The sequence below is a fragment of the Tepidibacter mesophilus genome (genome assembly GCF_002724055.1).
GTDB classification, from domain to species: domain Bacteria; phylum Bacillota; class Clostridia; order Peptostreptococcales; family Peptostreptococcaceae; genus Tepidibacter_A; species Tepidibacter_A mesophilus.
In genome coordinates this window covers 230,322-245,323 of sequence record NZ_BDQY01000002.1, presented here as the reverse complement: position 1 = coordinate 245,323, position 15,002 = coordinate 230,322, and the positions used below count along the sequence as shown (strand labels likewise).

The following is a 15,002-nucleotide window of genomic DNA, read 5'->3' as shown; positions in this document are numbered from 1 at the left end:
TACTAATATTAGTATATAATAATTAGTCATATAAATCAATAGAACAAAAAATAAAAAGCATGTAGTTTATAACTACATGCTTTTTATTATTTAGCTACTACTTCTTTACCTTTATAGTATCCACAATCAGGGCATACTCTATGTGGTAATTTCGGCTCATGACACTGTGGACAACTTACGAATCCAGTTGCTACCATCTTTGAGTTAGCTGCTCTTCTTGAGTCTCTCTTTGATCTTGACGTTTTACGCTTTGGTACTGCCATTTATCCCACCTCCTTAGTCATTTTTAAAAAAGTCTTTTAATTTAGAAAAACGGGGATCAGTAAATTCTTCGTCTTTATGACAATTGCATTTTTCTTCATTTAAATTAGCTCCACATGAATAACAAAGACCTCTACATTCTTCATCACATGTTATTCTTTCTGGAATATTTAATATAAAAGTATTTTCAATTATATTTTTAAAATCTAATTCGTCCCCATTGCAAACAATAGTATCTTCATCTTCTAACACACAATCTTCATCTTCAACTATAAAAGCTTTAACATCATCTTCTATGTTGATTTCAACATCTTTTAAGCATCTGCTACAAGAGTCTACAACAGAGAATTTAATATTACAATCCAGATAAAGTTGTCTATCGATATTGGTTATTTGTCCATCAACTTCAACAGGAGAAGTTAATTTATAGCTTTTACCACAACAACTAATATTATCAACTTTTTCAGAGAAATTCAAGTCTAAAACTGTTATTTCTCTTTTTATTAATCCAGATAAATTTATCGTCATATTAATCACCTCAATAATACACTGCAAAATTTATTATACAAATGCTTAATTAGTTTGTCAAGTATTTTTACTTGATAGATAATAAAAAGGTAGGCCAATACCTACCTTCTTATTAGTAAAATAAACTATTTAACTAATTGAAGAGTATCTCTTGCTATCATAAGCTCTTCATTAGTAGGAACTATTAAAAGCTTAACCTTAGAATCATCAGTACTTATAACTGTATCTTTTCCTCTAACATTATTCTTTTCTTTATCTATCTTCATTCCTAACCCTTCAAGACCTTCACATATTTGAGCTCTCATAGATATAGAATTTTCACCTATACCTGCAGTGAATAAAACAACGTCTACTCCGCCCATTTCAGCCATGTAAGAGCCGATATATTTTTTAACTCTGTTACAATAAGCCTCTAATGCTACTATAGCTTTTTCATTTCCTTTAGCCGCTGCATCTTCTATATCCCTAAAGTCACTAGATATTCCTGTCATTCCAAGAACACCTGATTTTTTATTCATTAATGCGCTTAAACCATCAGCATCTAATCCCTCTTTTTCCATTATAAATGGCACTATAGCAGGGTCCATATCTCCACATCTTGTACCCATTATTAGTCCTTCAAGAGGAGTGAATCCCATAGAAGTGTCTTTACATACTCCACCATCAACAGCTGCAATACTTGCTCCATTTCCTAAATGACAAGTAATTATCTTTAAATCTTTTATATTTTTACCAAGTATTTCAGCTGCTCTTTGAGATACATATTTGTGAGATGTACCATGGAATCCATATCTTCTAACTCCATACTTTTCATATAACTCGTATGGTAGTCCATAAAGATAAGATGATTTTGGCATTGTTTGATGGAAAGCAGTATCGAATACTCCAACCATTGGAACTCCTGGTAATATTTCCTCACAGGCATTAATTCCTATTAAGTTTGCTGGGTTGTGAAGAGGTGCAAGCTCAGTACACTCATCTAAAGCTTTTTTAACTTCATCATTTATTACAACAGAACTTGCAAATTTTTCTCCACCATGAACTACTCTGTGTCCAATAGCAGAAATTTCATTCATATCTTTGATTGCACCATATTCTTCATTTACTATAGAATCTAACACTATCTTGATTGCATCTTTATGATCTTTCATAGGTTCTTCAATAGTTACTTTATCTTTTCCTGTAGTTTGGTGTTTAACTACAGAACCTTCAATTCCTATTCTTTCAGCTAATCCTATAGCCATAACACTTTCATTTTCCATGTTTATTAATTGATACTTTAAAGAAGAACTACCACAGTTAATAACTAATATGTTCATATATTTGCTACCTCCTAATATTATTTTTATGTATGTGTATACATTACACAATTACCTCAACATAGACTAATATAGCATTTTTTACTTGAATTGTACACAAAAATCAATTGATTTAAATATTCAATGAAATGCAATACTTTTTAATATTCTACAATTTTTTCAATATTCCTTCTTTTTTTGTTTTATATATAAAATTTGCGAAATTTTTATCTACATACATTAATATATCTAAAAATGCAAAACTTAATCATATAATTTGTTTATTTTTTAATAGCGTCTATAGAAATCATAATTTGTATATTATATAATTTAATAATAACCTTAAAAAGGAGATATATATGAAAGTTTTAGGATTAATTGTTGAGTATAACCCATTTCATAACGGGCATATGCACCATCTTTTAGCTTCAAAGAAAAAATCTGACGCTACACATACAGTAGCTATAATGAGCGGTCATTTCTTACAAAGAGGAGAACCTGCTTTGTTTGATAAGTGGATAAGGGCTAAGGCTGCTGTTGAGGCAGGCGTTGATCTTGTAATAGAACTACCTACATTATTTGCAACCCAAAGTGCTGAATTTTTTAGCCATGGCGCAATATCTACATTAAACAGCACAAACTCAATAGATAGCATTTGTTTCGGAAGCGAAGTAGGAGATATAGATATTTTGTATCATATAAGTCAAATATTAGTTGATGAACCCGAATCATTTAAACAACATCTTAGATATCATTTAAACGAAGGTCTATTATTCCCCGTAGCAAGAGCCAAGGCTTTGTTTAAATACATAAGTGATAACCAAATATTAAATATAACAGAAGATAGTTTATACGAGGTTTTAAACAGTTCTAATAACATATTAGGGATTGAATATATAAAGAGTATAATTAAATTAAAGAGTTCCATAACACCCTATACTATAAAAAGAATACAATCAGAATACAATTCAACAGATATAAATAGCTCTATATGCAGTGCTACTGCAATAAGAAAATCTTTAAAATCAAATACAAATCTAGAAGATTTGATAAATGTCGTTCCAAATACAACATACTCTATCATGGAATCTCAAATAGATAATAACTTTAATCCTGTATTTGATGATCAGTTTTATAATATATTAATAGGTATCATATTAAGAGAAGAAAAAAGCATAAATAAATATTTTGATGTGAACGAGGGAATAGAAAACAAAATAATAGACTCTATAATGAAGACACCATCACTTAATGAACTTATTATGAATGTAAAATCTAAAAGATATACTATGACTAAAATCAAAAGAATACTTACAAACATACTTCTTTCAATAAAAAAAGAAGACGTTATAAAGGCTAAGAATATAAATAACATCCCTTATATAAGAATACTAGCATTCAATGATAAAGGAAGAGAAATAATAAAAAATATAAAAAAGAACTCAGATATCACTATAATAAACAAACTGAGTTCAGTAAATTTTAAAGATGAAGATTTAAAATTCTTTTTAAATTACGATATAAAAAGTACTAATATGTATAATATTATGTATTACAAACATAGAAAAGATAAAATCAAAGGATACATGGATTATTACACATCTCCTATATATGTAAAGAATACTTAATTGTATAGACTTACACTTTCTTTGATTATTATGTAAGTAATCAAAACTGTCTATAAAGATACCGCGAATACAACAATATTTTGAATATAACTAAGCTTTTGTCTTATTAATAATCCTAAAATTTACGAACTCCCTACGGTCAAACACGCAAATTTCTTAACGGATTATTAAACGACAAAAACAAGTTATATTAGTCAAAATATCTAAAAGCATTCACTAACATTTTCATAGACAGTTTTTTAATATTAATTTTTATAACATAAAACCGATCTTACCTCAATATAAAAGAAAACATTCTCCATTAAGCCATTTTAAGATTTAATAGCTACACTTAAAAATAAAGGAGATTAAAATGTTAGAGAATGATTTAAATGTTTTTGTATAAAATTTATATTAAAAACATTTAACACATTCGCGGTATTTTAATCTCCTTTATTTCGGATTAATCACAAAATCCATTATTGATTTTCTATTCTTTCAGCTAAATCATTCAAGTATTCCCATCTTCCTAACTTTTCTTCTAAAGCAGTTTCTAATTCTTCTTTTTGCTTAGTTAGCTTTTGTAACTTTTCAAAATCACTTCCACATTTATTTATAGATTCATCTGTATTAGATATATCATTTTCTAATTTTTCTATAACTTCATCTATTTCTTCATATTCCTTTTGCTCTTTAAACGTAAATTTGAGCCTAGTGTCTTTTTTCTTATACGCATTTTTTTCTTTCTTTTCAACAACTTCCTTTATTTCTACATCTTCATTTTGACTACAAAATTCCTTATAGTCTGAATAATTTCCAACATAATGTTCTATAGAAAAATCATCCTTAAAAGATAATATTTTATTTACGATTCTATCTAGGAAATATCTATCATGAGATACAGTTATAACACTTCCATCAAATTCATCTAAATATTCTTCGAGTATCGTCAAAGTCTGTATATCTAAGTCATTAGTTGGCTCATCTAAAATAAGTACATTTGGAGATTTCATTAGTACTCTAAGTAAATATAGTCTTCTCTTTTCTCCACCAGATAATTTAGATATTAGCGACCACTGTGCGTCTTTAGTAAATAAAAACCTTTCAAGCATAGTAGATGCACTTATATGCTTATTATCAGCTGTATACATACACTCTGCTTCTTCTTTTATATATTCTATAACCCTTAGATTTTCGTCCATATGCTCATTTTCTTGAGAGAAATATCCAATTTTAACAGTAGTACCTATATCTATGTGTCCACTATCAGGCTTTATATTCCCAACAATCATATTTATAAGAGTTGATTTTCCACACCCATTATTACCTATTATCCCAACCCTATCACCTTTAGATATTGTATACTCAAAATTGCTAAGTATTTTTTTATTATCAAAGCTCTTTGATATATTATTTATCTCTATTACCTTTTTACCAAGTCTTGAACTTCCAACAAATACATCTATGTTATTATCATTTATTTCAAGTTTATCCTCTTTTAATTGTTCAAACCTCTCTATTCTCGCCTTTTGTTTAGTACTTCTAGCTCTAGCACCTCTTTGTATCCACTCTAATTCTTTTCTAAAAATACTTTTTCTTTTTCTTTCAGAGGCAATTAAGCTTTCTTCTCTTTCTTGTTTGTACTCTAAAAACCTACTATAATTTCCTAAATAAGAATATAACATTCCCCTATCAACCTCTATTATCTTGTTTACTACTCTGTCCAAGAAATATCTATCATGAGTTATCATAATAAGAGATCCTTTTCTATTATTCAAATATTCTTCAAGCCAAATTATAGTATCATTGTCCATATGATTAGTAGGCTCATCTAATATAAGTAGATTACATGGATTTATAAGTGCACTTGCAAGAGCTATTCTCTTCTTCTGCCCACCAGACAAAAGCTTTATCTTATCATCAAAATTAGATATTCCAAGTTTTGTGAGTATGCTCTTGGCTTCACTTTCAAGCTGCCACGCATTCATAGCATCCATTTGTTGATTTAAATTTAAAAGTTTAGTTTGTAAATTATTATCCTGTGAATTTCGACTTAACTTTTCAAGTGTATATTCATATTCACTTATAAGCTTCATCACAGGAGATGTTCCTTTAAAAACCTGCTCTATTACAGTTAAATCTCCATCAAAATCTGGATTCTGTGGTAGATACTCTATATTTGCATTTCTAGCTTTTGTTATCTTTCCACTGTCATAAGTTTCAACCTCTGCTATTATTTTCAATAGAGTAGACTTTCCTGTCCCATTTATGCCTAATACACCTATTTTTTCTCCTTCACTTATACCCAGAGATACATCATCTAATAAAATTTTTTCTGAATAGCTTTTACATATATTTTCTATCGTTATTATATTCATAATCAATCATCCCTTTACTACCAATAATATATTGTATTATAACATATATTTTACGAAAAAAAGAATCCTGTTATATTATACAACAGGATTTTCACTTTAATTTATTTTTTTAAATATGTAGCTTCACTAGTAAGATTAACTAACCCATCCTTATAAAGCCCCCCTAAAGCCTTTTTAAACATTCCCTTACTCATTTCTAAGCTATTTTTTATATGTTCAGGAGATGACTTATCAGTTAAGTATAAAACTCCATCATATTTTTCCAATTCATCCATTATCTTAGCTTTTGCTTCGTCTATTTCAGTATTTATTTTTTTTCTGATAGTAACATCTATCTTATTATCTTCTCTGATTTTCTTTACACAACCCTTTGTGATATCTCCAATTTTTAAATTTTTGTATACCTCATTATTGTATAAAAGGCCAAAATATTTTCCATTTATTATAACTTTTATACCCATATCTGTAAATTCATATATCATCAAATCTACTTCCTGACCTTCTGTAAGTTCTATATCTTCCTGTTCTATATATCTATTTATTTTTTGACTTGCTATTATTCTATTACTCACGTCATCTATATATATGCTAACAATATACTTTCTATTTTTCTTCAATGTTTCTTTTTGCTGACTATATGGTATTAATAAATCTTTTTCCAATCCCCAATCAACAAATGCTCCATATTGATTGATATCTTTAACTTCCAAAAAAGCTATATCTCCTACCCTAGCCTTTGGAGTAATTGTAGTAGCTACATATCTATCCTCAGAATCTTTATATACAAATACATTTATCTTATCCCCAACTTTTAAGTCTTCAGGAACGTACTTTGTAGGTAGAAGAATCTCTCCAACTTCAGAATCCAAAAAGAATCCAAATTCTCTTTCTTTTACTACTTCTAATTCATTAAAATCTCCTAATTTAAACATTTATTCTCTCCTTTATATATTATTTCTTAAATTTAGCCAAAGCTTCTGCTAATGCAGAATTTAGACCTTGTTCATTTTCTGTTTTTTGTTTCTTTAAATATTTATTCACATCTTTTTTATTTACCTTCTTACCTTGCGTTTTCTTTCTTTCATTGAACCTTGATAATTTTTCTTTATGACCACATTTGCATACAAATATTTTAGATTCACCTTGGCCTTTAAGTTCTAATTTTTTAAAACAGTTAGGACATCTTGCATTAGTCTTTTTAGATACATTCTGTCTATATCCACATTCTCTATCTTGACATATAAGTATTTTCCCATTTTTCGAGTTAATTTCTAACATATATTTACCGCATTCAGGGCACTTATTTTTAGTCAAATTTTCATGCTTAAATTTTTGATCACTATTTTTTATATCCTCAACTATAAGATTTGTATAACTTCTCATTTCATTGGTAAAATCATCTTTTTTTAATTTACCTTTACTTATAAGATCGAGCTTTTGTTCCCATTTAGCGGTTAATAGCGGTGATTTCAAATCATCTGGAACAAGATTCAAAAGTTGCTCTCCCTTTGATGTTATATGTATGTATCTACCTCTTTTTTCAATCAAAAATTTATTATATAATTTTTCTATAATATCAGCTCTTGTAGCAACAGTTCCAAGTCCGCCAGTTTCTTCTATAGTCTGTATTAATTCTTTATTTTCATTGGACATATATTTTTTAGGATTCTCCATGGCAATAAGTAAGCTTCCCTCATCAAATCTTGAAGGAGGATTAGTGTGACCTTTAGTTTGATGTATATTAGATATACCAAACTCATCCCCTATGCTTAAATTACTTAACAAATTATTAACTATACTACCATCAGTCTCTATATCTTCATACACCTTTTTCCAGCCTAAAGATAATATTTTTTTAGTTTTAGATGTAAATACTTCTTGTCCTATTTCAATTTGTATAGTTATGCTTTCGTATTCAAAAGGATTGTTTAATACAGCTAAAAAGCGCTTTACAACCAAATCATATATTTTAAACTCTTTGTCAGTCAATGAAGCAAATCCACTAGACTCTTCTGTTGGAATAATAGCATGGTGATCCGAAACCTTAGAATCATCTACAAACGTTTTATTTATTTTAATTTCTTTTTTCAAAATGTTAAAAGCTACTTTTGAATACTTTTCTACTCTACAAGCCATAACTCTATCTTTTAAAGTATCTACGATATCTTCTGATATATATCTTGAATCTGTTCTTGGATATGTTAATAATTTATGTTGTTCATATAATCTTTGCATTATAGATAATGTTTCTTTAGCTGAATAAGAATAAATCTTATTTGCATCAGCTTGAAGGTCTGTTAAATTATAAAGACCAGGAGCAAATATTTTTTTCTTTTTCTTTATTATATCTACAACTCTAGCTTTTTTGTTATTAATATTATTTATTACATTGTCACATTTTGATTTATCAAAAACACTAGCATTTTTAGTTTTTTTATCTTGCCATATAAATTCCACATCGTTTATAAAAGCTTTTATTCCATAAAAATCCTTAGATTTGAAACTTTGTATTTCGTTCTCTCTATTTAATATCATAAAAAGAGTAGGAGTTTGAACTCTTCCACAAGAAAGAGACGAATTGTATTTACATGTCAATGCTCGAGTTGCATTAATTCCCACAATCCAATCTGATTCTGCACGTGCTGTTGCACTTTTATAAAGGTTCTCATAATCTTTTCCAGGTTTCAAATTATTAAAACCTTCTTTTATAGCTTTATCTGTAACAGATGATATCCAGAGTCTCTTTATTCTTTTTTTTACATGTGTTTTTTCTATTATCCATCTTGCTACCAACTCACCTTCACGACCTGCATCAGTAGCAATTACTATTTCACCTACATCTTCTCTATTCATCTGTTCTTTTACTGTATTAAATTGTCTATGTGTTTTATTTATAGTAACTAACTTTAATCGTTCAGGAAGCATAGGTAGATCTTCCATTTTCCAAGACTTATATTTTTCATCATAATTTTCAGGCGCCGCTAATGTAACTAAATGTCCAAAGGCCCATGTTATAATGTATTTTTCACCTTCTATATATCCATTTTTATCTAAATTACAATTTAAAACTCTGGCTATATCTCTTCCTACCGAAGGTTTTTCAGCCAAAACCAATACTTTTTTCATAATACTGTTCCTTTCTAATCCAAATTCATATATCCATCAAATTTTTTATACACTTCGTCACTTAGTATAATTGATACTTTTATCCGCTTATTAATATTTATACAGCAAGATGTAAAAAAGACTATGATCCATAGTCTTTTTTCAAACGAAACTTAATTCAGATAGGATTTTTATTCCATACTGTATTTCTAACTACTTAAAATACCCTTATTGATAAACTATATTCAGAAATTATAGAAAGTTAAGAAAGTCGAGTATTAGAACTCTTAAGTTTCATATAAATTTCAGCACTTACCCATATAAAAATAGGCAGTATTCCCTGAAACAAAAATGAATAATAAGGAAATATATTGAAAATCCAATGGAAATTATCCTCTACATTTTTGTGTAAAATGTTAGACATATTGATTATAATCAAACATGATAAAGTAGTTATAAAATTGTATTCTTCAAAATCAAACAACTTCCCAATACCTTTTGTAATACATAATAAATATATACTAGATTTCATAAAAACTCCTAATGTATATATAATGGCTGATAAACTTTCAAATCGTTGAATAAAATTACCTATATTAATTCTAGCAAATGCATCATAAGAAGAAAAATATGTAGAATTTATACCATCAGCACCCAAAACCATAAGTCCAGCAACAGAATTCATCAATATAAGAAGTGCACCGACTGCTAAACTTATAATATATATTTTCCATGCCGATGCATTTTTTTCAAATCCAGAACAATATATGGTAAACACTATTATTTGAGCAAATGGAAATGAAACAACTCCAAAAGTAGCCTTTATAATAGGACCTACTCCGTTATAAAGTACAGGGAATAGATTTTGTACATTCATATCAGGAATCATAAAAGCTATACCTAAGAATATATAAAATATAAAAAATATAAAAAAAAATTTAGACCAATTGGCTAATATTTCATTTTTATATCTTATAATCCAGTTTCCTAATAACATAAGTATTATAACTGATACTATCTTAGGAGTATCTGAAGCCGCAACTATATTAACAAAAAAAGCATAATCTAATATAACGTATAATTCTACATGAATACAGTAGATTATATATATGAATATCATAAACTTTCCGAAAGTTTTTCCATAGCAAATTAATGATATATCGTATAAGTCTTTCCCAGGAAATAGATCACATAACCTAGCACATATCATAGCTATTGGTAAAGTAGCTAAAAATCCTAGTATTATAACCATCCACAAATCATTTTTCCCACTTGAACCTGTTATTATATTTGTAGATGTAGCTATTAAAAACAATATAATTATAAATATGCCTTGTTTTTCAGATAAAACATCTTTGTTCAAAATTTTATTCCTCCAGTTTATTTGAATAATTAAATCCATAATAATATACTTATTACTAATTTTGTCCTTAAGTACAAGTATATATTCATTTATGAACTTCATTTTCTATATAAACTGTACATTAATTATTTTATCTGAAAAATAAGAATTTCACAGCTTTTGAATCGGATTTAATTTTTTACTTTATATCATACTTTTTTATTTTTCTATAAAGAGTAGCTATCCCTATATTCAAAGCATCTGCTGTTTTTTTCATTCCATCTGTATTGTTTCCATACTTTTTTATAGCTTTTAAAATTTCTTTTTTTTCTAGCTCTTCAAAAGAACTTATTTTATCATTTTGATAATCAACATTATCTATTCCCTTAAGTTTTAAAGACATCAAATCAGCTATATTTGATATAAAAAGCATTAGCTCACTCTTTTTTAAAAGCATCATGTTTCTTTGATTTTCATCAAAAGCTACAAGCCCTATTACTCCTATTACAACATCATCAATTTGAATAGGACAACATATATCTGCAATTTCTTTACAGTAATATCTTTGATTGCATTGTACACATTTTTCACTATCATATTTTTCATCCATAATGTATACTTCTCCAGTTTCCAAAACATGAGAGTATATAGAATTTTTATCTATACTGGTACCGATTTTTTGTTTAAATTCTCCAGTTCCAGCTATTCTAACTAAATTAGAGTCAACTAAAGTAACCTCAACATCTAGTAACTTCGATATATTTTCACAAGTTTTTTGTATATCTTCATTTACTTTTGTTAACATCACACTCATAACCTCTTTCTATTCTTTTATTTCAAATGTTAAATTAATGTATATAAGTATATTTTTTAAAATTATATCATATTACCCATGGAAAAGTCTTCATTTTTAAATATATCCAAATCAATACTTTCTAAAATCAAATAAAATCTTAATTTTATATCTAAAAAGAAAACACCTAACAATTTATGTTAGCTGCTTCTTGTTTACTCAAAAGCAATATTGACTTTAATAGATATATCATCTACTAAAACTTCACTAGATACTATTTTATCCGTATTAGTCTTAACTTCAAATTCACTTCCATAAGTTAATGTAGGTGTAGATATATTAGTATTTATTCCTTCTTTTTCAAGATTTATACTAGCCTTTGCTGTAAGCATATTAGATAATTCAGATATAGCACTTTGAGCCATATTGTCAAATTCTAATACCGGCATTCCCATCATCATCTTAGAAGCTATCTTTTTTGCATCATTTTCACTCATATTATAAATTACATTTCCTTTTATATCTCCCACAACGCCTAGATTCAACATTACACCGTGTACCTTAATACTGCTTTCCTTAACTAAAATATCTTTTTTTTGTATATTGCTAAATCCTAATTGAGGCATTATGTCTAAAACCGAATTTAAAAAATGATTTATAACTTTCGAACCCATATATTGTCACCTCTTTACAAAGATGTATTTATATATAAATATATCTTTTTTCTTATAATTATATCATACTTCATTAGTTAAACTATTATTTTTTGACAAAATCATCTTAATTTTAACTTTATTTTAAATTCATACATAAACAAATACTTTAATATAATTATCTTAGATTAATGTTTTGGAGGCGTTTATATGAAAAATTCAAGATTACTAAAATCTGTACTCCCAGGGATAATAGTTTTATTTTTTATAATAAATATAGTTTTGTTTCCTAAAGAGTCTATAGAGGCTGCACAAGTAGGAATGGATATATGTATTGATATATTAATTCCTTCACTTCTTCCTTTTTTAATAGGAGCTAATCTATTAATAAATTTAAAAGTTATAGATATTCTAGGTGTATTCTTAGAAAAGCCATCTCGGATACTTTTTAATGTACCAGGCAAGAGTTCACTAATATTTGCTATTTCCATACTCTCTGGATACCCTATAGGTTCAAAACTTGTATCAAATCTTAGACTCAACAATGAAATATCAAAAATAGAAGCTCAAAGATTAGCCTCATTTTGTTCTACATCGGGTCCATTATTCATAGTGGGTTCTGTTGGAATAGGTATGTTTAACAATGCCAAAATAGGTTACTTCATACTTTTATGCCACTATATAGGAGCATTGAGCATAGGTATTTTATTTAGATTTTACAATACTTCATCAGACATCAAAATTTATAACAACACAAGCATACTTAATAGGTTAAAAAAAATACTATTTTATGAAAATGAAGAAAAAGGATTTTATTCTATATTTGGAGATTCAGTTAGAAATGGAATAAACACACTATTAATAGTATGTGGATTCGTTATAGTATTTTCTGTATTATTCAAAATACTTATTTTATTAAAATTCATAGATTTGATAAGTTCTATATTATTTGTATTTCTTCATCCATTTAATATATCAATTGAAGTTATTCAAGCATTTATAAGTGGGCTATTCGAGATAACAATAGGTTGTAATAATATATCGTTATTGAGTGGACCTTCTTTAATATTTAAGATTTGCCTTTGTACATTCATAATATCCTTTAGCGGAATATCAATCCTTGCTCAATGTTGTAATTTTTTATCTAGCACTGATGTTAATATACATATTTATATATTTGGTAAATTTCTGCATGGTGTCAATTCATTTTTATTTTGTTTTCTTCTTTATCCTTTATTTAAAAACAGTTTAGATATACAAACTTTTAACAATTCTATTTATTATAATATATACATTGATAATTTTTTTACTAATATTCCTTTTAATAATAATATATTTTTTGTATTTATTTTATTAGTATATATACTTTCATATATTAGTAATAGGTATAAAAAAAATTCGTCTAATGTTACACATTGATTCACATATTCAAAATTATATATTTCCTTAATTTTAAAATGATGGTTACTAAAATATTAACTCATTTAGATATATTTTAATAACCATCATTTTGTAGTTAAATAATATATAATTCCCTATTTTAATTCTTCTCTATTAACTGCTATTACTTGGGTTATATTTTCTAAATCTGATTGAACTTTTCCAAGTATATTATCCGCATATTCTTTTGCGCCTCTTCTTATTTCTTTAGACGTGCTTTGAGCCTGCTGTATTATTTTTTCTGCTTGTTTTTGAGCTTCTTTTATAACTTCACTTTCTTCAACCTGTTCTTGCATGTACGACTTAGTATTTTCAACTATAGCATCTGCCTCTTGTTGAGCTTCTGCTAGTATCCTTTGTCTTTCTGTATTTATCCATTCTGCTTGTTTTATTTCATCAGGTAGCTGAAGTCTTATTTCTTTTATTATTTCTAAAAACTGTTTTTTGTCTACAAAAACTTTATTCCCAAATGGAATTCCAGAACTTTCCTCTACTAAATCTTCTATTTCTTCTATTAGTCTTAATAGTTCCAAGATTAATCCCCCCCATGTAATTTTTTGTATACCTGTTTTGATACATTGTTTGGAACTAATTCCGATATATCTCCTCTAAATTTTCCTACTTCTTTTATTAAAGAAGAGCTTATAAAAGAGTATTTTGTACTAGTTGTAAGTATAACAGTTTCTATATTTTGATTTAATTGTCTATTCATTTGAGCCATTTGAAGCTCATATTCAAAATCAGAAACAGCTCTTAATCCTCTTATTATAGCATTAACCTTTTTATCATTACAATAATCTATTAAAAGACCTGTAAAACTATCTACCTCTACATTATCTATATCTTTAACAACTTCTTTTATAAGTTCTACTCTTTCTTCAAATGTGAATAAAGAATTCTTACTAGAATTATATAAAACAGCTACTATTAATTTATCAAATAGCTTAGATGCTCTTTTTATTATATCTAAATGTCCATTAGTTATTGGATCAAAACTACCTGGATATACTGCTATTTTTTTCATTATAACTAATCCTCCCAAGCAAAAAACGAAATCATTGTGTTTCCGTATTTCTTTTCTCTGTATTTTTGAAGTTTTTCTATATTATCTTTTACTTCATCCTTTATATCATGTTCTACTATTATTATTCCATCTTCTTCTAATATTTCTCTTTTACTTATTTCTATTAATGTTTTTTCTATAAAGTTTTTTAAATATGGTGGATCCATAAATATTATATCAAATTTATCTCTTCTAACACCTAATTTATTTACAGCACTTATACTATCAGATAATATCAATTCACTTTTATCATTGACCCTAGCCTTTTGTATGTTTTCTTTTATTATTTCCATGCTAGATTTACTTGCATCCACAAATGTAGCTCTTTCAGATCCTCTTGATAAAGCTTCTATACCAAGCGATCCCGTTCCAGAAAATAGATCTAGAACAAAGCTATCCATAACTTTATCACTTATAATATTAAATACCGATTCCTTAACTCTATCAGTAGTAGGTCTTACATCCATGTTTTTAGGAGATTTAAGTTTTAATCCCCTAGCACTTCCAGAAATAACTCTCATATTAACTCTCCTT

The 15,002-nt window shown here is 27.4% G+C and carries 14 protein-coding genes; 2 read left to right on the top strand and 12 right to left on the bottom strand.

What is annotated here, in order from left to right:
- Positions 1 to 86 precede the first annotated feature (86 nt).
- The 3 genes from rpmF to Tmeso_RS02955 form a co-directional block, all read right to left on the bottom strand.
- Positions 87 to 263 (bottom strand): 50S ribosomal protein L32, encoded by a 177-nt coding sequence (gene rpmF / locus Tmeso_RS02965; RefSeq protein ID WP_099188088.1) that lies wholly within the window; start codon positions 261 to 263, stop codon positions 87 to 89.
- Between the two features lie 13 nt (positions 264 to 276).
- On the bottom strand, positions 277 to 789 hold the full coding sequence (locus Tmeso_RS02960) for a YceD family protein (RefSeq protein ID WP_099188086.1): 513 nt from the start codon (positions 787 to 789) through the stop codon (positions 277 to 279).
- A 125-nt stretch (positions 790 to 914) separates the two neighbouring features.
- Positions 915 to 2,108 carry an acetate/propionate family kinase gene (locus Tmeso_RS02955; RefSeq protein WP_099188084.1) on the bottom strand — a complete coding sequence of 398 codons (1,194 nt, stop codon included), beginning with the start codon at positions 2,106 to 2,108 and terminating at the stop codon, positions 915 to 917.
- Positions 2,109 to 2,446: 338 nt separating this feature from the next.
- Between Tmeso_RS02955 and Tmeso_RS02950 the strand changes: the two genes are divergently transcribed.
- Positions 2,447 to 3,715: a nucleotidyltransferase gene (locus Tmeso_RS02950; protein WP_099188082.1), complete on the top strand. Its 1,269-nt coding sequence runs from the start codon at positions 2,447 to 2,449 to the stop codon at positions 3,713 to 3,715.
- Between the two features lie 458 nt (positions 3,716 to 4,173).
- On the opposite strand, the gene Tmeso_RS02945 is transcribed toward Tmeso_RS02950, so the two are convergent.
- From Tmeso_RS02945 to Tmeso_RS02920, 6 genes are all read right to left on the bottom strand, one after another.
- Positions 4,174 to 6,072, bottom strand: coding sequence for an ABC-F family ATP-binding cassette domain-containing protein (locus Tmeso_RS02945; RefSeq protein ID WP_099188080.1), 1,899 nt, complete (start codon positions 6,070 to 6,072; stop codon positions 4,174 to 4,176).
- A gap of 101 nt (positions 6,073 to 6,173) precedes the next feature.
- Complete coding sequence (locus Tmeso_RS02940; protein WP_099188078.1) at positions 6,174 to 7,004, bottom strand: CvfB family protein; 831 nt, start codon at positions 7,002 to 7,004, stop codon at positions 6,174 to 6,176.
- Between the two features lie 19 nt (positions 7,005 to 7,023).
- Entirely contained in the window at positions 7,024 to 9,198 is a 2,175-nt protein-coding gene (locus tag Tmeso_RS02935) for a DNA topoisomerase III (RefSeq protein WP_099188076.1), read from the bottom strand.
- 241 nt (positions 9,199 to 9,439) lie between these two features.
- Positions 9,440 to 10,540: a GerAB/ArcD/ProY family transporter gene (locus Tmeso_RS02930; RefSeq protein ID WP_187296200.1), complete on the bottom strand. Its 1,101-nt coding sequence runs from the start codon at positions 10,538 to 10,540 to the stop codon at positions 9,440 to 9,442.
- 178 nt (positions 10,541 to 10,718) lie between these two features.
- Positions 10,719 to 11,324 (bottom strand): GAF domain-containing protein, encoded by a 606-nt coding sequence (locus Tmeso_RS02925; protein ID WP_099188214.1) that lies wholly within the window; start codon positions 11,322 to 11,324, stop codon positions 10,719 to 10,721.
- Positions 11,325 to 11,527: 203 nt separating this feature from the next.
- Entirely contained in the window at positions 11,528 to 11,986 is a 459-nt protein-coding gene (locus tag Tmeso_RS02920; RefSeq protein ID WP_099188072.1) for a chemotaxis protein CheX, read from the bottom strand.
- 189 nt (positions 11,987 to 12,175) lie between these two features.
- Here Tmeso_RS02920 and Tmeso_RS02915 point away from each other — a divergent pair, with 189 nt between their 5' ends.
- A complete protein-coding gene (locus Tmeso_RS02915; RefSeq protein ID WP_099188070.1) occupies positions 12,176 to 13,384 on the top strand; it encodes a sporulation integral membrane protein YlbJ in 1,209 nt (402 codons plus the stop codon).
- Between the two features lie 116 nt (positions 13,385 to 13,500).
- On the opposite strand, the gene Tmeso_RS02910 is transcribed toward Tmeso_RS02915, so the two are convergent.
- From Tmeso_RS02910 to rsmD, 3 genes are read right to left on the bottom strand one after another with little or no spacing between them, the layout of a single operon-like run.
- Positions 13,501 to 13,938, bottom strand: coding sequence for an ATP synthase subunit B family protein (locus tag Tmeso_RS02910; RefSeq protein WP_099188068.1), 438 nt, complete (start codon positions 13,936 to 13,938; stop codon positions 13,501 to 13,503).
- Between the two features lie 2 nt (positions 13,939 to 13,940).
- Positions 13,941 to 14,429, bottom strand: coding sequence for a pantetheine-phosphate adenylyltransferase (gene coaD, locus Tmeso_RS02905; protein WP_099188066.1), 489 nt, complete (start codon positions 14,427 to 14,429; stop codon positions 13,941 to 13,943).
- 5 nt (positions 14,430 to 14,434) lie between these two features.
- Positions 14,435 to 14,989 carry a 16S rRNA (guanine(966)-N(2))-methyltransferase RsmD gene (rsmD, locus tag Tmeso_RS02900; protein ID WP_099188064.1) on the bottom strand — a complete coding sequence of 185 codons (555 nt, stop codon included), beginning with the start codon at positions 14,987 to 14,989 and terminating at the stop codon, positions 14,435 to 14,437.
- Positions 14,990 to 15,002 lie beyond the last annotated feature (13 nt).